Source organism: Intrasporangium sp. Soil_C_50, assembly GCF_057656595.1.
On sequence record NZ_JBDGKB010000001.1, the window covers coordinates 723347 to 747073 of the forward strand.

Annotated in this window: 19 protein-coding genes; 8 read left to right on the forward strand and 11 right to left on the reverse strand. The window is 74.4% G+C overall.

Annotation, left to right across the window (positions count from 1 at the left end; genetic code table 11):
* The first annotated feature begins 84 nt into the window (after positions 1-84).
* Entirely contained in the window at positions 85-633 is a 549-nt protein-coding gene (locus AC3A5R_RS03410) for a PPA1309 family protein (protein WP_487620113.1), read from the forward strand.
* Positions 634-727: 94 nt separating this feature from the next.
* Here AC3A5R_RS03410 and AC3A5R_RS03415 read toward each other — a convergent pair whose 3' ends face one another.
* A complete protein-coding gene (locus tag AC3A5R_RS03415; RefSeq protein ID WP_487619361.1) occupies positions 728-1888 on the reverse strand; it encodes a YlbL family protein in 1161 nt (386 codons plus the stop codon).
* Positions 1885-2343: a molybdenum cofactor biosynthesis protein MoaE gene (locus AC3A5R_RS03420; protein WP_487619362.1), complete on the reverse strand. Its 459-nt coding sequence runs from the start codon at positions 2341-2343 to the stop codon at positions 1885-1887. Before AC3A5R_RS03420 ends, AC3A5R_RS03415 begins: the two co-directional genes overlap by 4 nt.
* Before the next feature lie 115 nt (positions 2344-2458).
* Between AC3A5R_RS03420 and AC3A5R_RS03425 the strand changes: the two genes are divergently transcribed.
* Both AC3A5R_RS03425 and AC3A5R_RS03430 read left to right on the forward strand, forming a co-directional pair.
* A complete protein-coding gene (locus AC3A5R_RS03425) occupies positions 2459-4210 on the forward strand; it encodes a zinc-dependent metalloprotease (RefSeq protein ID WP_487619363.1) in 1752 nt (583 codons plus the stop codon).
* Between the two features lie 38 nt (positions 4211-4248).
* Positions 4249-4827, forward strand: a complete 579-nt coding sequence (locus AC3A5R_RS03430) for an NUDIX hydrolase (protein WP_487619364.1) — start codon at positions 4249-4251, stop codon at positions 4825-4827.
* A gap of 54 nt (positions 4828-4881) precedes the next feature.
* On the opposite strand, the gene AC3A5R_RS03435 is transcribed toward AC3A5R_RS03430, so the two are convergent.
* On the reverse strand, positions 4882-5433 hold the full coding sequence (locus tag AC3A5R_RS03435; RefSeq protein WP_487619365.1) for a M48 metallopeptidase family protein: 552 nt from the start codon (positions 5431-5433) through the stop codon (positions 4882-4884).
* Positions 5434-6117: 684 nt separating this feature from the next.
* On the opposite strand from AC3A5R_RS03435, the gene AC3A5R_RS03440 reads away from it, so the two are divergent.
* The 3 genes from AC3A5R_RS03440 (at position 6118) to AC3A5R_RS03450 (ending at position 8921) form a co-directional block, all read left to right on the forward strand.
* Positions 6118-6279, forward strand: a complete 162-nt coding sequence (locus AC3A5R_RS03440; RefSeq protein ID WP_020143053.1) for a DUF5679 domain-containing protein — start codon at positions 6118-6120, stop codon at positions 6277-6279.
* A 188-nt stretch (positions 6280-6467) separates the two neighbouring features.
* Positions 6468-7454, forward strand: a complete 987-nt coding sequence (locus AC3A5R_RS03445) for a hypothetical protein (RefSeq protein ID WP_487619366.1) — start codon at positions 6468-6470, stop codon at positions 7452-7454.
* A 102-nt stretch (positions 7455-7556) separates the two neighbouring features.
* Positions 7557-8921 carry an ABC1 kinase family protein gene (locus AC3A5R_RS03450; protein WP_487619367.1) on the forward strand — a complete coding sequence of 455 codons (1365 nt, stop codon included), beginning with the start codon at positions 7557-7559 and terminating at the stop codon, positions 8919-8921.
* 104 nt (positions 8922-9025) lie between these two features.
* Here the strand turns inward: AC3A5R_RS03450 and AC3A5R_RS03455 are convergent, their stop codons facing one another.
* The 5 genes from AC3A5R_RS03455 to ppk2 all read right to left on the reverse strand — a co-directional run bounded on the left by AC3A5R_RS03455 (position 9026) and on the right by ppk2 (position 13722).
* Entirely contained in the window at positions 9026-9262 is a 237-nt protein-coding gene (locus AC3A5R_RS03455; protein WP_487619368.1) for a hypothetical protein, read from the reverse strand.
* A 251-nt stretch (positions 9263-9513) separates the two neighbouring features.
* Positions 9514-9648 (reverse strand): hypothetical protein, encoded by a 135-nt coding sequence (locus AC3A5R_RS03460; protein WP_487619369.1) that lies wholly within the window; start codon positions 9646-9648, stop codon positions 9514-9516.
* A gap of 85 nt (positions 9649-9733) precedes the next feature.
* Positions 9734-10021, reverse strand: coding sequence for a WhiB family transcriptional regulator (locus AC3A5R_RS03465; protein WP_076262531.1), 288 nt, complete (start codon positions 10019-10021; stop codon positions 9734-9736).
* 699 nt (positions 10022-10720) lie between these two features.
* On the reverse strand, positions 10721-12838 hold the full coding sequence (locus tag AC3A5R_RS03470; RefSeq protein WP_487620114.1) for an ATP-dependent DNA helicase UvrD2: 2118 nt from the start codon (positions 12836-12838) through the stop codon (positions 10721-10723).
* Positions 12839-12897: 59 nt separating this feature from the next.
* Positions 12898-13722, reverse strand: coding sequence for a polyphosphate kinase 2 (gene ppk2, locus AC3A5R_RS03475; protein WP_487619370.1), 825 nt, complete (start codon positions 13720-13722; stop codon positions 12898-12900).
* A gap of 150 nt (positions 13723-13872) precedes the next feature.
* Between ppk2 and AC3A5R_RS03480 the strand changes: the two genes are divergently transcribed.
* Positions 13873-14133 carry a mycoredoxin gene (locus AC3A5R_RS03480; RefSeq protein WP_487619371.1) on the forward strand — a complete coding sequence of 87 codons (261 nt, stop codon included), beginning with the start codon at positions 13873-13875 and terminating at the stop codon, positions 14131-14133.
* Positions 14134-14211: 78 nt separating this feature from the next.
* On the opposite strand, the gene nudC is transcribed toward AC3A5R_RS03480, so the two are convergent.
* On the reverse strand, positions 14212-15186 hold the full coding sequence (gene nudC / locus AC3A5R_RS03485) for an NAD(+) diphosphatase (RefSeq protein ID WP_487619372.1): 975 nt from the start codon (positions 15184-15186) through the stop codon (positions 14212-14214).
* A gap of 131 nt (positions 15187-15317) precedes the next feature.
* On the opposite strand from nudC, the gene AC3A5R_RS03490 reads away from it, so the two are divergent.
* Positions 15318-16934 carry a phosphotransferase gene (locus tag AC3A5R_RS03490; protein ID WP_487619373.1) on the forward strand — a complete coding sequence of 539 codons (1617 nt, stop codon included), beginning with the start codon at positions 15318-15320 and terminating at the stop codon, positions 16932-16934.
* A gap of 48 nt (positions 16935-16982) precedes the next feature.
* On the opposite strand, the gene AC3A5R_RS03495 is transcribed toward AC3A5R_RS03490, so the two are convergent.
* The gene (locus tag AC3A5R_RS03495) at positions 16983-20408 is read right to left on the reverse strand and encodes an ATP-dependent helicase (protein ID WP_487619374.1); all 3426 of its coding nucleotides are present in this window, start codon (positions 20406-20408) and stop codon (positions 16983-16985) included.
* A 44-nt stretch (positions 20409-20452) separates the two neighbouring features.
* Positions 20453-23650, reverse strand: coding sequence for an ATP-dependent helicase (locus tag AC3A5R_RS03500; RefSeq protein ID WP_487619375.1), 3198 nt, complete (start codon positions 23648-23650; stop codon positions 20453-20455).
* Positions 23651-23727 lie beyond the last annotated feature (77 nt).

Genomic DNA, 23727 nt, shown 5'->3' on the forward strand with positions numbered 1-23727 from the left:
GCGACCCGTGCGGTCCGCCGAGCTGATACCGCACCGTGACTCGGCGTCGCTCGGGGCGGGTCCGGGGGCGGCGGTCGCGGCGTGATGCGGCAGCATGGACGCGTGACCTCCCAGCCCGTCATCGATCCCCTCTCCGTCGCCGCCCTCGACACCGAGCGCCACGTCGCCGCGTCCGGCTGGGACCAGCCCGCCCGGCTCTTCGCGCTCGTGCGCACCGCCGACCTGCTCGAGCGCGAGCCGCAGCTGCGCGCCGGCATGGGCCCCTCGGACCTCGCCGAGGGCGCCCTCACCGCCATCGAGCAGGAGGGCCTGCCGCAGACGAGCTCGCTCGAGACGCTGCTCGGCCGGATCGCCTGGCCGGCGGAGGTCGACGGCTGCGCCTTCGCCATCGAGCGGATGGTCGTGCCGCCCGAGGCCGAGCGCGACCTGCCCGGCCGGCCCGACGACGCCGTCGAGGCGCTCGCCTCCCACCCCGACCGCAAGGACGTACGACTGCTCGTCGCGGTGCTGCGCGACGGCTCCTCGATCTGCCTGCTGCGTCAGCGCGAGCACGACTCCGACGACGCCGTGGCCACCGGGCGCGACCTGGCGCCGGGCCTCGTCGAGGCGTTGCGCTCCACGCTGGCGGACTGACCCCGGCCCTCGGCCCGCCCGCTCGGCACGGCCAGATCCGCCCACACCGGTCAGCGCCCTGTCGGCGACAGGCGCCCGCCCGGTCGGCGCCCGCTCAGCAGTGCGGCAGCGAACCCGTCTTGTCGCCGGCGATCGCCTCGACGGCACTCCTGGCCTGGTCGAAGGTCGACACCTTGACGACGTTCAGGCCGTCGGGCACGTGGTCGACGACCTCGTCGCAGTTGTCCGCCGGAGCGAGGAACCACGTGGCGCCGTCGGCGCGGGCGCCGGCGAGCTTCTGGCGGATGCCGCCGATCGGGCCGACCTTGCCGCTGTCGTCGATGGTGCCGGTGCCGGCGATCTGGTGGTTGTTGGCGAGCGCACCGGGAGTCAGCTTGTCGTAGATGCCGAGGCTGAACATCAGCCCGGCGGACGGGCCGCCGATCGAGCCGGCGTCGATCTTGATCGTGGCCGGGAAGTCGTGCTCGAGGCTGAGGACGACGCCGAGCGCGGTGCGCCCGCCCTGGCCCTCGATCGTCGGGACGCTGACGGTGACGTCCTTGCCGTCGCGCACGACCGTCAGCTCGACGGTGTCGCCGGGGCGGTGCTGCTGCAGCGCGGTGCGGACGTCGTCGGCCGAGGTGATCTCGGTGTCGCCGACACGGACGATGCGGTCCTTGGGCTTGAGCAGGTCCTTGGCCTTGGACTGCTCGCTCAGCTGGGCGATGACGATGTGCGTCGGCACGTCCTTGCCGATCGCACGCAGGGCCACGGCGGTGGCCTCCTCCTGCGAGCCGGCCATCTGGACGGCGTTCTCCTCGGCGACCTGCTCCTCGCTGACCTTCGGGTCGAAGACGTCGTCGACCGGGTAGACGTCGCGGGCCGGGTCGATCCACGCGCGCAGGACGTCCCACAGGTCGACGGGGTAGCCGGGCCCACCCTCGACGCGGACCGTCGTGAACCGCAGGGCGCCGTCGGTGGGGTACGTGGGCAGCCCCGAGACAGAGATGATCGGGGTCTTCTTGCCGTCGGCCGAGACGCCGAGCGTGTCCTGGGTCGGGCCGGGGCTCATGACGGCGTACGGCAGGTGTACGAGCGAGCCGACGACCATCGCCACGAGGAAGGCGAAGAAGAGCCCGAGGACGACCTTGTTGCCACGCGTCAGGCGGCCGTCGTCGCCGGGTGCCACGCCCGCGCGGCCCGGACCCGAGCCGTCGGAGGGCGCGCCGGGGAACGTGCCGGGCTGCTCGGCCGGCACCCGCTTGATGGTCCTCACGGCAGTCCGACCCATTCGTCGGCTCCGTCGGTGAACTGCTGGTGCTTCCAGATGGGGACGCTCGCCTTGAACTCGTCGATGAGGGCACGGCACACCTCGAACGCCTCGCCGCGGTGCTCGGCGCTGACGCCGACGACGACCGCGACGTCGCCCACCTCGAGGGAGCCGACGCGGTGCACGACGGCGATCCGCACAACCCGGCCCTCAGCCGCGAGCTTCTCGGCGAGCTCGCGCGCGACGTCGGCGGCCTGCGGGTGCGCCGTGTAGTCGAGGTGGCTGACGCCCTTGGCCTCCGGTTCGTCCGGGGAAGCGTCGGCCGGGCCGTCGTGGTCGCGGACGGTTCCCACGAAGAGGCACGTGCCGCCCGCGCGGGGGTCGGACACGCTCGCGAGCACCTCGTCGACCGACAGGGGTGCCTCGCGGATCTCGGCAAGGGTGACCGTCACGCGGGCCATCGTATGCTGCCCGGCCGTGGGATGCGCCCGCTGTGCGCGACGGTGGGGGAACCAACCGGACGCGTCCGTGGTTGTCTTGGAGAGACAACCGACAGCGGCGATGGGGATGAGCAGGATGGCCGACGACCAGGGCCCCCGCAAGGACGACGGACAGGACGACGTGCACGGCGACGCACCCGTCGAGCGACCGGGCGACGAGCAGGCTGAGCAGCACGAGCAGGGCCGCGACGAGGGTCTCTCGTCCGACGCGGAGGCGTCGATGCCCTCGGTGCCGTCCGACCCGTCGAGCCTCTTCGGTGCCGAGAGCCCGTTCGGGCTGCCGTTGCGCCGACCGGGCGACGGCGGTGACCTGCCCACGGGTGGCCTGCCCACCGGTGACCTCAACGCCATGCTCGAGCACGTCCTCGGCGAGGCCGCGGGCAACCCCGAGCTCGCCGAGGCGATGCGCAGCATGGGCGTCGACCTCACCGACCCCGCGACCCAGGCGGCGATGCGCGCCCAGCTCGGCAGCTTCATGGCAGCCCAGGACTCCCCCACCGGCTCGCGCGACCTCGCCACCGACGTCGCCCGCAAGCACGTGAGCGCCGCCGAGGGCAACGACGTGCACGACGAGGCCGCCTCCCGCGCGGTCGTCGACGCCGTGTCGGTCGCCTCGCTGTGGCTCGACGAGCAGACGACGCTGTCGACGCCGGCCTGGCGGGCCACCGGCCTGAGCCGGGCCGAATGGGTCGAGGCGACGATGCCCCGCTGGTTCGAGCTCATCGAGCCCGTCTCCGACGGGGTCACGGCCGCGACGTCTGAGGCGCTGCGCAAGCAGGTCGGCGAGCTCGGCCCCGAGGCGTTCGGCGACGCGCTTCCGCCCGGCCTGCCGGCCGGCTTCGACCCGCGCGCCATGGTCGACCAGTGGGCCCCGATGCTCGGCAACCTCAGCCGGCAGATGTTCTCGGCGCAGCTCGGCCAGGCCGTCGGCACGCTGGCCACCGAGGTCGTGGGCGGCACGGAGGTCGGGCTCCCCCTGACCGAGCCCGGCCTCGTCGCGCTGCTGCCGGGCAACGTGGCGGCCCTCGCCGACTCCCTCGAGATCGACGTCGCGCAGGTGCGCCTCTACCTCGCGGTCCGTGAGGCCGCCCGCATCCGGCTCTTCGCCGAGGTGCCGTGGCTCGGGCCGCAGCTGCTGTCGGCCGTGTCCGACTACGCCCGCAACATCACCATCGACACCGACGCCATCGAGTCGGCGCTGTCGACGATCGACCCCTCCGACCCCGAGGCGCTGCGAGCGGCCCTGCAGGGCAACCTGTTCCGGCCCCAGCCCACGACCGCCCAGCAGGCAGCCCTCGACCGGCTCGAGACGCTCCTCGCCCTCGCCGAGGGCTGGGTCGACCACGTCACCGACCGCGCCACCGCACGGCACCTGCCGCAGTCGGCCGCCCTCGCCGAGACGATCCGCCGGCGTCGGGTCGGCGGCGCGGCGCAGAAGACGTTCGCCGGGCTCGTCGGCCTCGAGCTGCGTCCGCGACGGCTGCGCGACGCCGCGAACCTCTGGGCTGCTCTGGAGAGCGCCGGCGGTGCCGAGCTGCGCGACGGTCGCTGGGCCCACCCCGACCTCGCCCCCACGTCGGCCGACCTCGATGACCCGATCGGCTACGTCGAGCGGGTCCACGCAGGCCCGGCTGCGAGTCCCGACGAGCGTGCGGGCGTCGGCGAGCTCGGTGACCTCGACGCCGTCCTGCGCGGCATCCTCGAGGACGCCGACCGCGAGCGCCGGGACGGTGGGACGGACGCGCCCGGGGCGTCCGGCGCGTCCGGCGATGAGCCCGGCGATGAGACCGGCCACGAGACCGGCGACGAGCCCGGCCCGACGCGGTGACCGCGGCTCGGCACACGGAGTCGGCACGGGCTCACGAGATGGACGGCTCCGCCGGGGTCGCCGACGCCTGGCTGCGCCTTCGAGCCGACGCCGTCGCGCGGCTCGAGGCGTGGGAGGCCCCCGACGCCGGACAGGAGTGCCTGCGCGAGCAGTTCCTCGCGCACCTGGCCGCCCACCCCGACGCGATGAGCAAGCAGGGACCTCCGGCACACCTGACCGGGAGCGTCGTCGTCCTCGACGCGGGCGGCACGTCGACGCTGCTCACCCACCACCGCCGGGCGCTGGCGTGGTTCCAGCTCGGCGGGCACTACGAGCCCGGCGACGCCTCGGTGTGGCACGCCGCGCGTCGCGAGGCCACGGAGGAGTCCGGCATCGACGGGCTCTTCGTGCTGCCCGGGATCGTCCAGCTCGACCGGCACGAGCTCGTCGGCGACTTCGGAACGTGCCGGGAGCATCTCGACGTGCGGTTCGCCGCGGTGGTGCCCAGCGGGGCCCGGGCCCGCGTCAGCGACGAGTCGCTCGACGTGCGCTGGTGGCCCGTCGACGACCTGCCCCAGGGCACGCGCGACGAGCTGCGGCCGCTCGTCCGAGCGGGGCTCCAGGCACTGCGCGGCTGACACGTCGGTTCGAACCCCACGGGAACGAACCCAGGCGCCCCCTGTGGAGCCCTGTCACTCGTCGCTGAGGCCGAGGCCGGCCGCCGCGGAGACGCCCTGCAGGTAGCCGCGCGCCCGCTCGAGCCGGGGGTAGCCCTGAAGGAGCGCCCAGAACTGCGGGCCGTGCCCGGGCTGGAGCAGGTGCGCGAGCTCGTGGAGCAGGACGTAGTCGACGACCCACGACGGCATGCCATGCAGCTTGTCGGACAGGCGGATCGTGCCGTCGGCCGGCGTGCACGAACCCCAGCGGCTCGCCTGGTTGCCGACCCAGCGCACGCTCGAGGGGACGGCGCGGCCGCCGAGGTGCTCGCGGGACAGCTCGAGGGCACGGCGCTGCAGGTCGGTGTCGCTGCGCTGCCGCCGCTTCTCGGACGCCGCGACGCGGGCGACCATGGTGCGCACCCACTCCCCCTCCTCGGCGCGGCTCATCCGCGCCGGGACGAGGACGACGAGGCGGCCCTCCTGCCGGTAGGCCGACACGGTGCGACGGCGGCGGGGGCTGCGGCGGACCTCGACGGCGACACCGTCGACCACCGTGTGCACCACCTCACGCGACGCCACTGTCATAGGGGCAGGCTAGGCCAGCCCGCCGACAGCGGGCGGGAGCACGCAGCGGACGCGCGGTAGCCGGCCGGCTGCACGCGTGGCTCTCCTACCCGCCGACGCACCCCGCAGACCTCGCACCGACGCGCATCTCGCCTCCCCGTCGAGTGAGCACTCTGCCCCACCCGTCACACCTCCCGCACCCACCACACCCGACCCACGCCACCCCGTCGAGTGAGCACCCGATCCCACCCGTCACTCAGCCCCCGCGGGCCCCGCTTCCTCGAGTGAGCAGCCAGCCCCACGTATCCCTCCCTTCACGCGAGTCACTGATGCGGGAGTGACGGAGTGCTCACTCGACGGGGTGTGCGGGCCGCGGGAGGTGGTGCTGCCGGGCTCACGCCGATGCCGGTCCTCGTGCCCGACTGCCTTGTGCTCACGCCCTGCTCACGCCGTGCTCACGTCGTGCTCACGCCGTGCTCCTGCCGTGCTCACGCCGTGCTCACGCCGTGCTCCTGCCGAGCTCCTGCCGTGCTCACGCCGCTGTGGCCGTCGGCGAGGGGGCGAGCACGTCGCTCAAGGCGGCTTGTACCTCATCGGCGACGCGCGCGCCCAGCGGGGGATGAGCATGATTTCGTGCTCAGCGTGCTCTAGGGTTGCAGGAGTCGAGGCGCCCGTCGGATGGGCGCCATCTACAAGGAGACACCAATGGCTGACGAGACCTACAAGGGCGAGTTCTACTGCGTGAAGTGCAAGGAGAAGCGCGAGGCCGAGGGCAAGGTTGTCGTTTCCGACAACGGTCGCCGCATGGCCAAGGGCCAGTGCCCCGTCTGTGGCACGAACCTCAACCGCATTCTGGGCAAGGCCTGACCAGGTCGCGACGGCGTCGCTGACGTCGTACTTCGAGGGGCGGGACCCGAACGGGTCCCGCCCCTCGTGCGCGCCCGGGGCCTGTGGACGACGCGCTCGCACCCCGAGGTGCGCCTGCCAGCCTGAGCGGACCCGGACACCCGCCCGAAGGGCGCGGGTCCACCGCCCGAGCTGCCCTGGAGGTCCCGATGTCCCCCTCCCCGGTCCCCGACCGTCCCCGCCTGCCGGCGTGGCTGCGCCCCTACGTGCGTCGGCCCGGCGAGGTCCAGTTCGGCCTGCGGCCAGGCGCGCCCGTCGTCGAGGGCGTCACGCCGAAAGAGGCGGCCCTGCTCGCCGGCCTCGACGGATCCCTGACGCGCGAGCAGACCTACGCCGTCGCGGCCGACGCGGGCGTCGCCCGCAGGCGCTGGCGCGACGTCCTCCTGCTCGCCACATCCCTCGGTGTCCTCGTCGACGCCGCGCGGGTCATCGACACGGGGCCGCGAGGCCCCCACGTCGTCGAGGTCCCCGGATCGGTCGCCTCCACGTCCGCGTCATCCACGCCCGTCCGACGCCGCGTCCTCGTCGACGGCGACGCGTCCCTGGCCGCCGACGTCGCCACCGCGCTCGTCGACGCCGGATCCGCCCTCGTCGTCAGCGAACGCTCGGACGTCGACGTCGCGGTCGCGGACCCTCGTCGCGACGCCCCAGCCCTCGTGGTGCTCGTCGGCGCACCCCTCGTCGACCCGCGCCGCGGCGACGTCTGGCTGCGGCACGGCGTCCCGCACCTGCCGGTGAGCGGTGCCGGGCCGGCGGCCAGCGTGGGCCCGCTCGTGACGGCTGACGGGTCCGGCCCGTGCCTCTGGTGCCTCGAGCGGCACCGCACCGACCGCGACGACGCCTGGCCGACCGTCCTGACCCAGGCCATGCGCCACGACGACCCGGCGCCGGCCGGCGTCCGGGTCACCGGCACCTCGCCGTGGCGCGAGCCCCTCGCACCCGGGCTCTCCCAGCTGGTCGCCGGCGCCGTCACCCTCCTCGCCGGCCGGGTGCTGCGCGGTGACGTGCTACCCGGCGGGGTCTCCGTGGAGGTCGGGCTGCCATGGCCGCGGATGGACCACCGGCGCTGGAGCCCGCACCCGTTGTGCACCGCCCACCCGGACGCAGGAGCCACCTCGGGCCGCCGCACTGCCTGAGGCCGGGTATGGGGCCGTCCGTCCGAACCGTGGCCCCGAACATCTAGAGTCGGGAGCGTGCCGGAAGGACCGGCCTCGCGAGCCCCGCCAAGGAGGTGCCCGATGACCGACCTGCCCCGCAAGGCCGTCGTGCGCTCGGCCAAGCTCGCCTCCGTGCCCCTCGGGTTCGCCGGTCGCACCGCCCTCGGCCTCGGCAAGCGCATCGGCGGCCGGCCGGCCGAGATCGTCACCGCCGAGCTGCAGGCGCGCACGGCCCAGCAGCTGTTCCAGGTGCTCGGCGAGCTCAAGGGCGGCGCGATGAAGTTCGGGCAGGCCATGTCGATCTTCGAGGCGGCCCTGCCCGAGGACCTCTCCGGGCCCTACCGGGTCATGCTGACCAAGCTGCAGGACAGCGCGCCGCCGATGCCGACGAGCTCGGTCCACGGCGTGCTGCGAGCGAGCCTCGGCGCCCGCTGGCCCACCCGTTTCATCTCGTTCGACGACCAGCCCGTGGCCTCGGCCTCGATCGGCCAGGTGCATCGAGGTGTGTGGGAGGACGGCCGGGAGGTCGCCGTCAAGATCCAGTACCCCGGTGCCGGCGCGGCTCTCATGAGCGACCTCCGCCAGATCTCCCGCGTCGCCAAGGTGGCTGCCGGCTGGGTGCCCGGCATCGAGCTCGGCCCGATCCTCGAGGAGCTGCGCGAGCGGATGGCCGAGGAGCTCGACTACCGCCTCGAGGCGAAGTCGCAGCGGGCCTTCGCGGCCGCGTTCCGCGACGACCCCGAGTTCGCGGTGCCCGACGTCGTCGAGGGCGCCGAGCACGTCATCGTCTCGGAGTGGCTCGAGGGCCTGCCACTCTCGCGCATCATCGAGTCGGGCACACCGGAGCAGCGCGACGCCGCCTCTCAGCTCTACCTCGAGTTCCTCCTCGCGGGGCCGGCCCGGGCCGGGCTGCTGCACGCCGACCCGCACCCCGGCAACTTCCGCATCACGCCCGACGGACGCCTCGGCATCATCGACTTCGGGGCCGTCAACCGGCTGCCTGGCGGCATGCCCGCCGAGATCGGGCCGCTGCTGACGACGGGCCTGAGCGGCAGCGCCGAGGAGGTCCTCGAGGGCCTGCGCGAGCTCGGCTTCGTCCGCTCGGGCATCGACATCGACGCCAGGCGGCTGCTCGACTACCTCGAGCCGTTCATGGCGCCCTTCCGCACCGACGAGTTCACCTTCAGCCGCGAGTGGCTCCGCGGGGTCTTCGCCCACATCAACGACCCGCGCCAGCCGAACTACGCCGTCGCCTTCAAGCTCAACCTGCCGCGGGAGTACCTGCTCATCCACCGGGTCTGGGGCGGGGGCATCGGGGTGCTGTCGCAGCTCGGCGGAACCGTGCGCGGACGCGAAGCGGTCGACGCGCTGCTGCCGGGCGCCGACCTTCCCCCGATCGAGCAGCTGCCGACCACCGAGGACCCGAGCGCCCGCACCGAAGCCTGAGCGGCCTTCCGCCCGAGCGGATGCGTCAGCTTCGGCGAAGAAGCACACTCCGCGAAGCCTGCTGTGCCGCAAAGCGACTCAGGGACGAGCGCGAGAGCTGCGGCTCACCACCAGGCAGGGTCCAACTTGCTCTCGATGGAGCGGACGTTCTCGCGGCTGCAGGCCACGCACGTCCACGTCGTGCGGCCGCGCTCGGTGCCTCGGCTCCACGACAGGAGGGCCTCGGCGCGGGAGGTGACGCGCCCGCACGAGCCGCACACGATGGGGGCGTCGGCGGAGGCTGCGTCGGTGGGGCTGGTGGACGCGGCGTCCTGCGCTGCGTCGGTGTGCGAGGTGACCATGGGGATCTCCCTTCTCCTCACCTCGAGTATCCGCCGCGGACGCGGGTCGTGTGGGAGCCACGCCACAAGAGTCGGGCCGGGCAGTGGGGCTCAGCGGGAGGCGGGCGGGGGCGTCGAGTGGACGGAGCCCGGGAACGCGGAACCGCGGGTGACGTGCGCGTCACCCGCGGCTCGCTCACTGGCGTTCAGTTGTGTCGTGCTGGTGGAACAGGTGGTGCTGGTCGTGACGTCCCGGTCGGCCGGGCCCTGCGTCACTTCTGGTCGTGGCGTCGACTGGCGCGGATCTCCTGCGCGATCAGCCGGGCGCTGCGACGGATGCCGCTGCGCTCCTGGCGCTGACTGCGCTGGTTGATCCGGTCGCGAGCCAGCATCTCGAGCTGGTTCATGACGGTCTCCTCGTCTGGGAAGAATGCGGGTGGTCGTGTGGGTGGTGGTCCGGTGATCCATGTGGGTCGCGTCGCGTCACAGGGATCAGGCGGCCACGGGGTGCTTGCGCGGACGGCCGCGGGGTCGCTTCCTCGCGACGACGGCGCCCTGGACGAGCAGCTGCCCGCCCCAGACACCCCACGGCTCCTGGCGCTCGAGGGCGCCGGCGAGGCACTGGACCCGTGCGGGGCACAGCCCGCAGAGGGTCTTGGCGAACTCGACGTCCTCGGGTCGCTCGGCGAACCAGAGCTCGGCGTCGTAGTCGCGGCACGGGATGGTCTCGCCGACCTGCTCGGCCTCGGTCCTCATGTCGATCAGTTCGCTCAGCTGCATCGTTCTCACCTCCGTCTCCGGGGCTCCCTTCGGGTGCCCCTGCTCACTCGTGTCTGTCCTGATCTCGGGTCGGGTCCGAAGGCCGGCACCGGTGGTGCGGGTCTCGGTCCTGCTGCTCGGCATCCGAGGAGTCATCTCTGTGTCCCTGATCTGTCCGGCGCCCGGTGGGGCGCGCTGCTGCGGTGTCGGTTACTGCTGTGCGGGGCGGCAATCGGTCCGGGGGCTTCCCGGGGGAAACACGAAGGCCGCGGACCCGGTGATGTCGGGTTCGCGGCCTGGAGGTGAGGCTGAGGTCTGGGTGTCAGACCGGTGGCCTCCCAGAGCGGGAGCGAACGACATCGGTGGTCTTGTAGGCGGGGGCGAACGTGCGGCCGAGGACCGAGACGTCTCCCGTGATCGGGGCGCGGAGATCGGCGACACGACCGCCCTGGACGGCGGCGGACACAGCGGTCCCCTGGCCCTCGAACGTGGAGTGCGCAAGACGGATCGGGCCGGCAACGCGCGGACGCACGGAAAGGACGCAGGAAACTGCGTTCATCGTCATCGTGGTGATGTCCATCAGGCCGACCCTCCTATCTCTGTCTCGCGAACCCCAGCTGGCCACCTGAGCCACTGGGCTTGACGTCCTAAAGGGTACGCGGGGCGCGAGTTGCCGAACAACTCATTTACCGAAGATTTCCGAAGTTTTTTCACGCGATCTCAAGAATTCGCGGATTCCTTTGCGGCAGAACGGCTTTCAAGCAGTGGTTCTGGATCTGCGCCGCCGAGGATGGCGAGCACGTCCGCGCCGTACTGCTCGATCTTGCGGGCCCCGACGCCGCTGATGGCCGCCAGCCCGGCGTCGTCGGAGGGCGCGTCCTCGGCGATCGCGGTCAGCGTGGCGTCGGTGAAGACGACGTACGCGGGCACGCTGGCAGCGCGGGCGACGGCCAGCCGCCACACGCGCAGCCGCTCGAAGGTGGCCTCGTCGTAGGTCGGCGGGCACGCGTCGCACCGGCCCGTCTTGCGCTGGGCGGCCGTGGTCAGCTCGGTGCCGCAGCCGCGGCAGAAGGCCAGGCGCGCCTGCTTCGGGGCGGACCGGCGCGAGCCGCCGCTGCGCGCCTCGGCCCGGGCCCCGGACCCGAGGACGTCGGTGGCCGGCCCGAGGAAGCGCGAGACGCGTCGGGTGGGGCGGGCGCCCGGGGTGCGCGCCGACGACCACGAGATGAGCAGCCGGCGCCGCGCCCGGGTCAGGCCGACGTAGAGGAGGCGACGCTCCTCCTCGACCGCGTCGGGTCCCTCGGCCATCGAGATCGGGATGAGTCCGTCGGAGGCGCCGACGAGGAAGACGGTGTCCCACTCGAGACCCTTGGCCGCGTGCAGGCTCGCGAGGGTGACGCCCTGGACGGCCGGCGCGTGCTGCTCGGCGGCGCGCCGGTCGAGCTCGGCGACGAGCTCGGGCAGCCGGGCCTCGGGAGCCGCGGCCGTCATGTCGTCGGCCAGCGTGGCGAGGGCGCTCAGGGACTCCCACCGCTCACGCGTCGCTCCCCCGCCCGACGGCGGCTCGGGCGACCAGCCGGCGCCGGTGATGACGTCGCGGGTGATGCTGCCGAGCGACTTCTCGCCGTCGTCGCTGCGGGCGGCTCCGCGCAGCAGCAGGATGGCGTCGCGGACCTCCTTGCGCGCGAAGAACCGCTCGCCCCCGCGCACGAGGTAGGGCACGTCGGCATCGGTGAGCGCCGACTCGAACGCTGCGGACTGGGCGTTGGTGCGGAAGAGCACGGCGATCTCGGCCGCCTCGTGGCCGTCGTCGACGAGGGCACGGATGCGCGCGGCGACCGCCGCGGCCTCGGCCGGGTCGTCGGCGTGCGACAGCAGCTCGGGCACGGGGCCGTTCTCGCCCTGGGCCTGCAGGCGCACGGCTCCCTCGCGGGCCGCCTGGGTGCCCGAGCCGACGATGGTGTTGGCGAGCGTGACGATCTGCGGCGAGGACCGGTAGTTGCGCACGAGCCGCACGACGTGCGCCCCGCGGAAGCGCTTGGGGAAGCCGACGAGGTGACGTGGGCTGGCCCCGGTGAACGAGTAGATGGTCTGGGCGGGATCGCCGACGACCGTGATGTCGGTGCGCTCGCCGAGCCAGAGGTCGAGCAACCGCTGCTGGAGGTCGTTGACGTCCTGGTACTCGTCGACGACGAACTGCCGGTACTGCGAGCGGACCGCGCGGGCGATGTCGTCGCGCTCGTCGAGGATGCCCACGGTGAGCAGCAGGACGTCCTCGAAGTCGATGACGCCGCGCCGCTGCTTGACGTCCTCGTAGGCCTCGAAGAGGCGCGCCATCGCCGTGTGGTCGACGCCGGGGGGCTCGCGTCGGGCCTCGCGGGCGCGCGTCGCGTAGGACTGCGGCGTCAGGAGGTTGACCTTGGCCCACTCGACCTCGGCGGCGAGGTCGCGGATCGTCGTGCGGTCGAACTGCATGCGCAGCCGCGAGGCGGCCTCGGCGACGGCCGGCGCCTTGTGGCTCATGACCTCCGGCGCCGCGCCACCGATGGCCTGCGGCCAGAAGTAGTGCAGCTGGCGCAGGGCCGCGGCGTGGAAGGTGCGGGCCTGCACCCCGGCGACGCCGAGCCCGCGCAGGCGGGTGCGCATCTCCCCCGCCGCACGGGCCGTGAAGGTCAGGGCGAGGACGCGCTGGGGCTGCTGGGCGCCGGAGTGGACCGCGTAGGCGATGCGGTGCGTGATGGCGCGTGTCTTGCCGGTGCCGGCACCGGCGAGGATGCAGAGGGGGCCGGCCGGGGCGACGGCGACCTCGCGCTGCTCGGGGTCGAGTCCGGCAAGGATGTCGTCGGCCGAGCGGGGCGGTGCGGCGGTCGGTGCGGGGCCGGCGGGGCGTGCGGGGTTCAGGAGGGATCACCCTTCGAGCGGTGGTGTTCGGCCGCATCGGCGAGGACGTCGGCGGCGTGGTCGGGCACGTAGTTCTGGTCGCCCTGGGGCGGGCGTTCGTACCCGCGGGGGGCCGGCCGCTCGGGCACCGGAGGCACGTCGGGCGTCATCGGCTCGTGCGGGATGGAGGTGAGCAGGTGGTGCATGACGTTGACCCGCGAGCGCCGCTTGTCCTCGGACTCGACGACGTGCCACGGCGCCCACAGGGTGCTCGTCGCGGCCATCATGAGGTCCTTGGCCTCGGAGTAGTCCTCCCACCGGGTGATGGACTCGAGGTCCATCGGCGAGAGCTTCCACTGGCGCATGGGGTCCTTGGCGCGCGACCGGAAACGCCGCTCCTGCTCGACGTCGGAGACGCTGAACCAGTACTTGCGCAGGATGATGCCGTCCTCGACGAGCATCTGCTCGAAGACGGGCGCCTGGGCCAGGAAGCGGTGGTACTGCTCGTCGGTGCAGAAGCCCATGACCCGCTCGACACCGGCCCGGTTGTACCAGGACCGGTCGAACAGGACGATCTCGCCGGCCGCGGGCAGGTGCGCGACGTAGCGCTGGAAGTACCACTGGCTGCGCTCGCGGTCGGTGGGCGCAGGCAGCGCCGCGATACGCGCGACACGGGGGTTGAGGTACTCGGTGATGCGCTTGATCGACGAACCCTTGCCGGCGGCATCGCGACCCTCGAACACGACGACGACGCGCTGCCCGGTGGCCCGGACCCACTCCTGGAAGGAGACGAGCTCGGACTGCAGGCGCCGGACCTCGGCCTCGTAGACCCCGATGTCCATCTTCCGGGGTCGTTTTGCACCGCGCGAGGCCATGGAGTCATCCTTGCATCGAGGGACGACACGTGCGACGGGTCGTCCCCAGCCGGCACGAGAACCGTGCGGCGACGCAGATCCGGTCGTACGGACGGCCGGACGAGGAGAAGGAACGGCATGCCGAAGGTCACCCCCGACGAGGGCTCGATCACGATGTTCACCACGACGTGGTGCGGCTACTGCACCCGGCTCAAGGGCCAGCTGACCCGCGAGGGCGTGCCGTTCACCGAGATCGACCTCGAGGCCAACCCCGAGCACGTCGACTACGTCGAGCAGGTCAACGCCGGCAACCGCACCGTCCCGACCGTCGTGTTCCCCGACGGCACCGCGGCGACGAACCCGTCCCTCGCCGAGGTCAAGCAGCGCCTCGCCGGCTGACGCCGACCCCGTGTCCCCGACGCGTCACCGGCGCCCGGTGGGCACCGGTCGGCTCCGCCCCGACGCGTCGGGCGACACTCACCAGCGCGGCGACGCGCCACCGGTGACGGACTCGACGGTGGCGCCGAGCCACCTCTCGATGATCCGCTTCGCGATGGAGATCCCGCTCGGCGTGCGGATCGTGCCGCCGACCAGCAGGTCGCGGTACTCCTCGCGCGTGACCCAGCGGGCCTCGGCGATCTCGGCGGGGTCGAGGACGAGCTCGGTCGTCGTCGTCGTGGCCGCGAAGCCGATCATCACCGACGAGGGGAACGGCCACGGCTGGTTGCCGAGGTAGCGGGCGCCCTCGATGGGGATGCCGACCTCCTCGCGGACCTCGCGCGCCACCGCGGCCTCGAACGACTCCCCCGGCTCGACGAAGCCGGCGAGCACCGAGAAGCGCCCCTCCGGCCACTGCGCGCCCCGGCCGAGCAGCAGCCGGTCGTCGGGGTCGACGACCGACATGATGACGGCAGGGTCGGTCCGCGGGTAGTGCTCGCTGCCGTCGGCCGTGCACCGGCGCACCCAGCCGGCCTGGACGGCCTCGGTGGGTGCGCCGCAGCGCGGGCAGAACCGGTGCGAGGCGTGCCAGTGGGCCAGCGCGAGCGCCGTGGTGAAGACCCCGGCGTCGCGCGCGGCCATCGCCTCGCCCGCCTGCCGCAGGGTGAGCCAGCCGTCCGAGGCGTCGGAGGTCGGGGCCGCGTCGGTCGTGTCCGGCCGCCGGTCGGCCGCGGGCTCGACGACGGCGACGTGGGCCACCCCGTCGGTGTCACGCCCGAGGTGCAGGACGAGGCGGTCGGCGTCGCCGGCCTCCGGGGTGCGGGAGGACAGGGCGAGCGCCCCGCGTCCGTCGTCCACGGTGTGCAGGCGGTCGCCGCGGACGTCGACGACGACGGTGCTCGGGTCGGCGAGGAGCGTCGCCACGGCGTCGGGACGCGCTCGTTCGTGGGCGACACGGTCGAGGGTGCCCCTGGAGAGCGCGAGATCGTGCAGGGTGTCGTCGACCTGGGCCACGACCCCACCCTAGGACGCGTCCCGCCACCCCGCGCCGGGGCGTCCCGGCGGCGGCCCCCGCCCGGCGGCGCGACCGGGCCCGCACACCCCGCCTCCCACGATCGGGCGCACGCGCGGCCTACCGTGGGCGCGTGACGCGCAGCCCCTTGTTCCTCGCCGCCCTGGCGAGCTCTGCCGTGCCGGGCCTCGACCCGGTCTCGGTCCGGGGCGTCGCCGCGCTCGCCGACGACCGCTTCGAGGTCGCCCACGTGCGCGACCGCCAGGAGCGTGAGTGGGTCGTCAAGGTGCCGCGCACCCCGGGCGCCGGCGCGCAGCTCGACGACGTCGTCACCCTCTCGGGCCTGCTCGCCCGGCGCCTCGACCTCGCGGTCCCGGCCTACCACGGCCACGCGCCGGTCGCCGAGGGCCGCGCCGCCGTGTACCCGCGCCTGCAGGGCCGCCCGCTCGACTTCACGGCACTCCCGCCCGGCCCGCTCGCCGAGGCCGTCGGCCGTGCGCTCGCCCACGTGCACAACGTCGAGCACCTGCTCTACGAGGAGGCCGGCCGACCCACCTACGACGCCGAGACGCACCGGCACCGGCGCCTGTCCGACCTCGACCGCGCCGCCGCCACCGGGCACGTCCCGACCGGGCTGCTGACCCGCTGGGAGCGTCTGCTCGAGGACGTCTCGGTGTGGCGGTTCGCCCCCACGGCCGTGCACGGCACGTTCACCGGCGCCAACGTGCTCGCCGAGTTCGACGACGACGATGACGCCTCGACCGGACGCGTCGTGGGCCTGCTCGCGTGGGAGGAGTCGCGCGTCGGCGACCCCGCAGACGACTTCGCCGACCTCGTCGCCTCGCTCGACCCCGACACCTTCGACACCGTCCTCGCCGCCTACGCCGAGTCGCGGGTCGAGCGACCCGACGGCCACCTGGTGCGCCGGGCCCGCCTCGCCGCCGAGATGGCCACGCTCACCACCCTGCTGCAGGCCTCCGCCGAGGGCCGCACCGACGCGGTCGAGCGCACCGCGGCCCTGCTGCGCGAGCTCGACGAGCACATCGAGGAGCTCGACGCCGAGTACGAGCGGGAGGACGCGCTGCGCAGCGGGCGAAGCCGTGCCGCGCGCCCTGACGGCGACGCCGACACGGACGCCGGCCTCCTCGACCCCGACGACCCGGAGCGACCGCTCCCGAGCACCGACGCCGGGCCCGGGTCGGCGTTCCCGATGCTCGCCGAGACCCAGGCCGTACCGATGGCCGCGCTGCTGCGCGACGGCCCCGCACCGGCGACCCAGGCGGTGCCGATGGCCCCGCTGCTGCGCGCCGAAGCGGGATCGGAGACCCGGGCGGTCCCGATGGCGCCGCTGCTGCACGAGGGAGCGGGATCGGAGACCCAGGCGGTCCCGATGGCGCCGCTGCTGCACGACGGTCCCGGTCCCGACGAGGAGTCCGACGCGTCGGCCCCCGAGGCAGCGGCTGCGGATCGGTTCGCCTCCAGGGGAGCCGACACCGTGCTCATCGACCCCTCGGTGCACGTGCCGCCGCCCGACGTCGAGGGCCCGGCCGAGGCGGCCGCCACCCCTGCTGCGGAACCGAGCCGGGAGCCGTCGAGGGTGCCCGACGTGGAACGCCGCACGCACGACGACCGGGCCCCTCGCCGCGCCGAACCGGTGCCGTACGTCGATGCAGCCGACTCCTCGCCGTTCGAGATCGACGAGGTCGAGGCGCTGCCCGAGTCCCCGACGGAGTCCGACCGCACCGGCTGAGCCGCGTCAGCCGGATCGCGTCCGTCGGCCCACTCGGTCGGGACGGCGTCAGTCCGGCACGGTCCGCAGCAGGTCGAGCAGCTGCTGCTCCCCCGGCACCTCGGGACGCACGGTGACGCCCTCGGCCGCGTAGTAGAACGCCGCGTCGACCTGCTCGGGTGGCACGCCGCGGAGCCGGGCGAAGGCGAGGGCGTAGGCCCCGAGCTGCAGGGCCCGGACCGCGGCGTCACGGCCGGTGGGACGCGCACCGGTCTTCCAGTCGACGACGGTGAAGCCGCCGTCGGGGCGCCGGAACACGGCGTCGACGCGGCCACGCACCGCGATGCCGTCGACGACGGTCTCGATCGACAGCTCGACCTCCTCGGGCACCATCCCGGCCCATTCGCCGGCGAGGAAGTGCTCCTTCATCGTGTCGAGGTCGGCGTCGTCGGCCGCCCCCTCGTCGGCGCTGCCGGGCAGGTCGAAGAGGTCGACCATGGCGGCGCTCGAGTAGTGCTCCTCGACCCAGGCGTGGAAAGCCGTTCCTTGCCGGGCGGCGAGGGCCGGCGGCTGCGGCATCGGGCGGCGCAGCGACATGGCGAAGGCCTCGACGTCGCGGGCGAGTGACACGACGGCCGACGCCGACAGGTGCCGCGGCACGTCGACGACCGGCTCCTGCCCCCGGGCCCGCCGCGCCGCGCGCTCCGCGAGGAGCAGGCGCAGGTCGTCGACCCGCGGGTCGCCTTGCGGCACAGGAACACCCGAGTCCATAACCGAGGCCAGCCGTGACGCGACGCCCTCGAGCGCGGCCCGCCGGTCGCCCATCGGGTCGTGGGGCCACATGGCGGAGACGGGGACGGCGAGGTGCGGGTTGGTCGGCGCGGCGGTCTTGCCCTTGTCGTCGACGACGGGTTCCGGGGCCGGCTCCCAGTGGGTCCGGGTGACCTCGTCGGGCATCGCCTCGCACACCTCCGTGAGGAAGCGGGAGGGCACCGACAGGGTCTTCTTCGTCACGCCCCACAGGTGGCACGACAGGAGCATCTCCGAGCGGGCGCGGGTCAGCGCGACGTAGGCGAGGCGTCGCTCCTCGGCCACCGCGTGCCGGCCACCGTCGAGGACGAAGGTCTCGATCGCGGCGCTGAGCGCCTTGCGGTCGGCAACTCTGCGCCAGTCGAGGAAGGGCAGGCCGTCGCGGTCGCCGCGCAGGTCGTAGGGCACCGAGTCGAGGCCGACGAGCCAGCCCTTGTCCTTGGGCTCGCCGGCACATGCATACTCCACCGGGTCGGCGTCGTCGACGACGGACACCGAGGTGGCGGAGTGGGCCGGGAAGACGCCCTCGACGAGGGAGGGCACGGCGACGACGTCCCACTCCAGGCCCTTCGCGGCGTGGACGGTGAGCACCTGGACGGCGTCGGCGTCCGACTCCACGTGACCGGCGTCGAGGCCGCGCTCCTGGTCGCGCGCGGCGTCGAGCCAGGACAGGAAGCCCGAGAGCGTCGGGCGGTCCGAGCTCGTGGCGTAGCGGGCCGCGACGTCGGCGAAGGCGTCGAGGTGCACGCGGGCGGTGGACGCGGTGTGCTCGGCGCGGGCCAGCACCTCGACGTCGAGGCCGATGGCCACCTCGGCCTCGCCGACTAGGTCGACGAGCGGCAGCGCGGTGAGGCGTCGCAGCCGCCGCACGACGTCGGCGAGGTCGTGCAGCCGGCGCAGCGCCTCGTCGCCGATGCGGGCGCCGTCGCGGCCGGTCCAGCCCGGCCGCGGCAGCTCGTCGAGGGCCTCGACGAGCGTGGCGGTGTCGGCGCTGTCGGAGGCGAGGTCGGACCCGCGCCGGTCCGACGCGTCGTCGGCGTCCCCAACGGTGTCGGGGGTGGATGGCTCGTCCGGCCCGGAGGGCGACGCCTCGGTGAGCGCCTCGAGGGGCAGCGCGCCCTGGGTCGTCGGTGCCGCCCCGACGCGCCACGGCCGCGCGTGCAGCTCACGCGCCCACGACCAGAGCCCGGCGAGGTCGGCGGCGCCGAGCCGGACGACGGGCCCGGTGAGCAGCCGCATGAGCATGTCGCCGCGCGTGGGGTCCTGCACGACCCACAGCGCCGCCACGAGGTCGCTGACCTCGGGAGTGACGAGCAGGCCGCCGAGCCCGACGACCTCGACGGGGAGGTTCTGCCGCCGCAGGGCCTCGAGGACGATCGGGAAGCTGGACCGACGCCGGCACAGCACCGCCGCGGACCGACCGGTGCGCCGCCCGGAGGGAGAGCTCCAGCGGCTCGCGATCCACGCCGCGAGGTGGTCGGCCTCGGCCTCGGCGGTGTCGAGGCGGGCCACCGAGATGGCCCCGCGACCGGCGTCGGGGCGGGACCGGAGCGGCTGCACGTGCTCGGTGGCGAGCGGACCGGCGGTGACGTTGGCGGCCTCGAGGATGGCGGCGTCGTTGCGCCAGCTCGTCGACAGCGGCAGCACCGAGGCCGGCCCGGATGCGTCGGCGAACTCGCCGGGGAAGCGCAGCAGCGTGGTGGCGGACGCGCCGCGCCAGCCGTAGATCGACTGGTTGGGGTCGCCGACAGCGGTCAGGGCGACGTCGCGGTGGTGGAAGAGCGAGCGCAGCAGGGCCAGCTGCGCCTCGGAGGTGTCCTGGAACTCGTCGAGCAGCACGGCGCGGAACCGCTCGCGCTCGGTGGCTCCGACGGCCGGGACCGAGCCGGACAGCCGTGCGGCGACGGCCATCTGGTCGGCGAAGTCGAGCGACTCGCGCTCGCGCTTGAGGTCGAGGAACGCCTGGACGATGGGCAGCACGGTGCGCCGCTCGCGCAGGACGGCCAGGGCGTCGCGGGCCGGCGTGGTGCTGCCCCGGCCCTCGCCGTCGGGCAGCGACTCGAGCCGCGCGATGACGGCGTCGAGGTGCTCCATGACCTCGGCCGGCGTGCGCACGTGCTCGGCCATCTCGCCCGCGAGCGCCATGACGGCGGAGATGACGGTGGACTCGCTCTTGACGACGTCCTCCATCGGGCCGTCCCAGCGCGCGACCGCCTCGGCGGCCAGCTGCCAGGCGCCGGCCTCGGTGAGGACGCGGTACTCGGGCTCGATGCCGACACGGAGGGCGTGCTCGCGCACGAGCCGACCGGCGTAGGCGTGGTAGGTGGAGACCGTCGGCGTGCCACCGAGCACCTCGGCGCCCGTGCCGTCGTCGGCGGGCGGCTCCCAGAGCCCCGCCCGCACGAGGCCGCGCAGGCGCTTGCCGATGCGCTGGCTCAGCTCGGCGGCGGCCTTGCGGGTGAAGGTGAGGCCGAGCACCTGGTCGGGGGCGACGAGGTCGTTGGCGACGAGCCAGACGACGCGGGCGGCCATCGTCTCGGTCTTGCCCGACCCGGCTCCGGCCACGACGAGCAGGGGCCTCGGGCCCGCCTCGATGACGGCGGCCTGCTCGGCGGTGGGCGGCGGCATGCCGAGGGCATGGGCGATGTCGAGCGCCGAGTGCCGCGGCGCCGTCACGTCGTGCACCGACGCTCCCTCCGTCGACCGAGTGACGGTCTCCGTCGTGGTCGTCACAGCGCGTCCCCCTCCGGCTGGACCGGGCACGAGGAACGCACCGGGCACGTCTCGCACGCCTTGCCCTGGGCCGCGACGAACTCCGCCGCGCCCATCCCCTCGGCCGTGGACTCGACGAGGGCTCGCGCCCACGCGGGGTCGGGGCTCGCGTCGAGGGCCGGCTGGTCGAGCACGCTCGGCTTGAGGCCGGACAGGCCGGCCTTGCCGATGAAGGCGAGGGCGGCACCGGCGCTGTCGGTGCCGAGCTCGGGAAAGCCGTTCTCCTGCACGGCCACCTGGTAGGCGCCGAGCTGGCCGTGCGCGGCGAGCTCGGCGCGCGACGGCTTCGACGAGCCGGTCTTGAGGTCGACGATGCGGATGCCACCGGCGGCGTTGCGCTCGATGCGGTCGACGCGCCCGCCGAGCAGGGCGCGCCCCACCGGCACGCGGAAGTCCTTCTCGATGCCGACCCGCTGCCACGCCGCCTCCGTGCCGTCGCGGTAGGAGACGAAGCGGGCCACCATGTCGTGGGCCTCCCGGCGGGTGCGCTCGGTGGTCCAGCCCGGGCGCAGGCCGAGCCGGCCCCAGCGCGCGTCGACTTCAGCGCGCAGCTCGGCGAGGGACGCGTCGGGCAGCTCGGCGACGACGTCGTGGACGAACGTGCCGACCGACGCGGCGCCGAGCTGGGTGCCCTCGCCGCCGACCGCCGTGAGGAACCAGCGCAGTCCGCAGTCGGAGAAGTAGGTGACCTTCGACGGCGAGACCGGCACCGGCTCGTCGGGTCGGCGGACGGGGCGGTCGTCGGTGAGCGAGCGGAGCGCCCACCACGACGCCGGGTCGGCGCCGCGCACGCCGGCCTGGGCCGCAGCCGCGAGGACGGCGAGGGCCGGCTCGGCCACGCCCGGGTCGGGGCTGACGGCCTCGCGGCGCAGCTCGCCGACGAGGCCCGAGAGCGTCATGGTGCGGGCGACCTCGGAGTGCGGGCGCACCTCTGCCGCAACGCCTTCGCCCTCCGGGGGGTCGACGAGGTCGAGGTAGACCGAGGGCTGTTCGTCCTCGTTGCCGACGGCGGTGACGAGGAGGCGCTCGGTGGCGCGGGTGACGGCGACGTGGAACAGCCGCGTCTCGTCGTAGCGCACCTGGGCCTGGGCGGCGCGGAACCCGAGCGGCCGCTCGGCGACGACGGCGACGAGGTCCTCCGACCCCAGCACCGAGCCGCGCAGACGCAGGTCGGGCCAGACGCCCTCCTGCACCCCGGCGACCACGACGATGCGCCACTGCCGCCCGGCGGCCGACTGGGGCGTCAGCAGCGCGACGCTGCCGCCGGCCTGCCCGCGGGCCGCGAGGGTGTCGCCGGGGACGTCCTGGCCGAGCACGTGGTCGAGGAACTTGTCGGGCCCGGCCGTCGGCAGCCGGTCGACGTAGGCGCCGGCGGCGTCGAAGAGGGCGAGCACGGCGTCGAGGTCGCGGTCGGCGCGTTCGCCGGGCGGTCCGCCGGCAAGGGCCGTGCGGCGCCACCCCTCGGCCACACCCGCGCCCTGCCAGACGGCCCACAGGACGGTCTCGGCGGTGACGCCGGCGCCCCACCGCCCCTCGGGAGTCAAGCGGGCCGCCGTGGCCCCGGATGCGATGGCATCGGCCACGCGCGCGGCGGCGCGCCCGACCGAGCCGAGCAGGCGCGCGCGCTGCGGCTCGAGGAGGAGGTCGGCGAGCAGCTCGTCGCTGGACCGCCCCCCGCCGGAGGCGAGCTCGTCCTGCCGGAGGACTCGCCGCAGCCGCCGCAGTCCCACGGCGTCGGAGCCGCCGACGGCCGACAGCACGAGATCGGCAGCGACGGTGGGGTCGATGGCGTGGCGCCCGCCGGCGACCTCGGCGCGGGCCACCGCGAGGCTCTCCTGCAGGATCGCGAGCAGCGGCCGCACCGCGCTCTCGTCGCGGACGGGGGTCTCTGCGGTCCCGGCGGTGACGGGCACGCCGGCCTGGGCCAGGGTGCGGCGCATCGTGTCGGCCCGGCCCGAGCCACGGACGATGACCGCCATGTCGGTCCACGGCACGCCCTCGACGAGGTGTGCGCGGCGCAGCAGGCTGCCGACGTGGCTCGCCTCCTGCGCGGCCGAGCGCAGCAGGGCCACGGAGACGCGCTGGTCGGCGCGCGAGGCGTCGGGCTCGTGGCGCCGCTGGTCGCCGCCGCCGAGCGCGCCGATGCGCCGCGAGACCCGCTCGGCCACGGCATCGAGACTCTGGCCGAGCCGGTGGCCGTGCTCGAGCACGACGGTGTCGACGGACGCCGGCGGCGCGGCGGAGCGCCGCCGGGCGTCGGCCAGCGCCTCCCACCCGTGGGCGAGGAAGCGGGGGTCGGCGCCGCGGAAGGTCTGCACGGCGACGTCGGGGTCGCCGAGGAGCACGACGCGAGGGCCCGCGGGCGCGACGACGCGCAGCAGGCGGGCGGCTGCGGCGGTGACCTCCTGCGCCTCGTCGACGACGACGAGGTCGAGGCGCGCGTGGAGCCGGTCGAGGGCGTCGGGGTCGTCCTCGAGGTGCTCGGCGACGGCGGTGAGCACCCATGCCGGATCGTAGGAGCCGTGCCGGCTGAAGGAGGTGACCTGGTCGTACTCACGCAGGACGTGCGCGGCGGCCACCCACTCGGGGCGCTCGTGCTCGATGCCGAGACGGTGCAGGTCGTCGGGCCCCTGGCCGTGCTCGACCGCACGCATGAGCAGGTCGCGCAGCTCGTTGCGGAACCCGCGGGTGCCCAGGGCCTCGCGCAGCGCGGCCGGCCAGTCGGGGCCGGGCACCTCGCCCGACGCGTGCCCGGCGAGCAGGTCGCGCAGGATGACGTCCTGCTCGGGGCCGTTGAGCAGTCGCGGGCCGGGATCCCCGCGCAGCGCGGCCTCGGCGCGCAGGACGCCGAAGCCGAAGGCCTGCCACGTGCGTGCCAGCGGCTCGGTGGTCGTGCCCGAGAGGCGGGCCGTGACCTGCTGGCGCAGCTCGGCCGCCGCGGACCGGCTCGAGGTGAGCAGGAGGCAGTGGTCGGCGCGGACCCCACGACGGCGGACGGCGTCGGCGACGAGCTCGACGGCGACGGTGGTCTTGCCGGTACCGGGCGCGCCGAGCACGCGCAGCACGCGCGCGTCGGAGTCGAGCGCCGCCTGCTGGGACGCGTCGAGGCGCACCTGCCGCGCGACCGGGACCGGGGCGCGACGCAGGATGACCACCGGAGGATTCCATCACGGGCCGCCGACACCGGCACGGTGCCCCGCGATGGGCGAGTCGGGCGGTTTCTCCGTTTTCG

What these genes read in the sequence shown, in the direction of transcription:
- AC3A5R_RS03410 (WP_487620113.1), top strand. Translation starts at nt 85, where the DNA reads ATGCGGCAGCATGGACGCGTGACCTCCCAGCCCGTCATCGATCCCCTC.
- AC3A5R_RS03420 (WP_487619362.1), bottom strand. Translation starts at nt 2,343, where the DNA reads ATGGCCCGCGTGACGGTCACCCTTGCCGAGATCCGCGAGGCACCCCTG.
- AC3A5R_RS03425 (WP_487619363.1), top strand. Translation starts at nt 2,459, where the DNA reads ATGGCCGACGACCAGGGCCCCCGCAAGGACGACGGACAGGACGACGTG.
- AC3A5R_RS03430 (WP_487619364.1), top strand. Translation starts at nt 4,249, where the DNA reads ATGGACGGCTCCGCCGGGGTCGCCGACGCCTGGCTGCGCCTTCGAGCC.
- AC3A5R_RS03435 (WP_487619365.1), bottom strand. Translation starts at nt 5,433, where the DNA reads ATGACAGTGGCGTCGCGTGAGGTGGTGCACACGGTGGTCGACGGTGTC.
- AC3A5R_RS03440 (WP_020143053.1), top strand. Translation starts at nt 6,118, where the DNA reads ATGGCTGACGAGACCTACAAGGGCGAGTTCTACTGCGTGAAGTGCAAG.
- AC3A5R_RS03445 (WP_487619366.1), top strand. Translation starts at nt 6,468, where the DNA reads ATGTCCCCCTCCCCGGTCCCCGACCGTCCCCGCCTGCCGGCGTGGCTG.
- AC3A5R_RS03450 (WP_487619367.1), top strand. Translation starts at nt 7,557, where the DNA reads ATGACCGACCTGCCCCGCAAGGCCGTCGTGCGCTCGGCCAAGCTCGCC.
- AC3A5R_RS03455 (WP_487619368.1), bottom strand. Translation starts at nt 9,262, where the DNA reads ATGGTCACCTCGCACACCGACGCAGCGCAGGACGCCGCGTCCACCAGC.
- AC3A5R_RS03460 (WP_487619369.1), bottom strand. Translation starts at nt 9,648, where the DNA reads ATGAACCAGCTCGAGATGCTGGCTCGCGACCGGATCAACCAGCGCAGT.
- AC3A5R_RS03465 (WP_076262531.1), bottom strand. Translation starts at nt 10,021, where the DNA reads ATGCAGCTGAGCGAACTGATCGACATGAGGACCGAGGCCGAGCAGGTC.
- ppk2 (WP_487619370.1), bottom strand. Translation starts at nt 13,722, where the DNA reads ATGGACATCGGGGTCTACGAGGCCGAGGTCCGGCGCCTGCAGTCCGAG.
- AC3A5R_RS03480 (WP_487619371.1), top strand. Translation starts at nt 13,873, where the DNA reads ATGCCGAAGGTCACCCCCGACGAGGGCTCGATCACGATGTTCACCACG.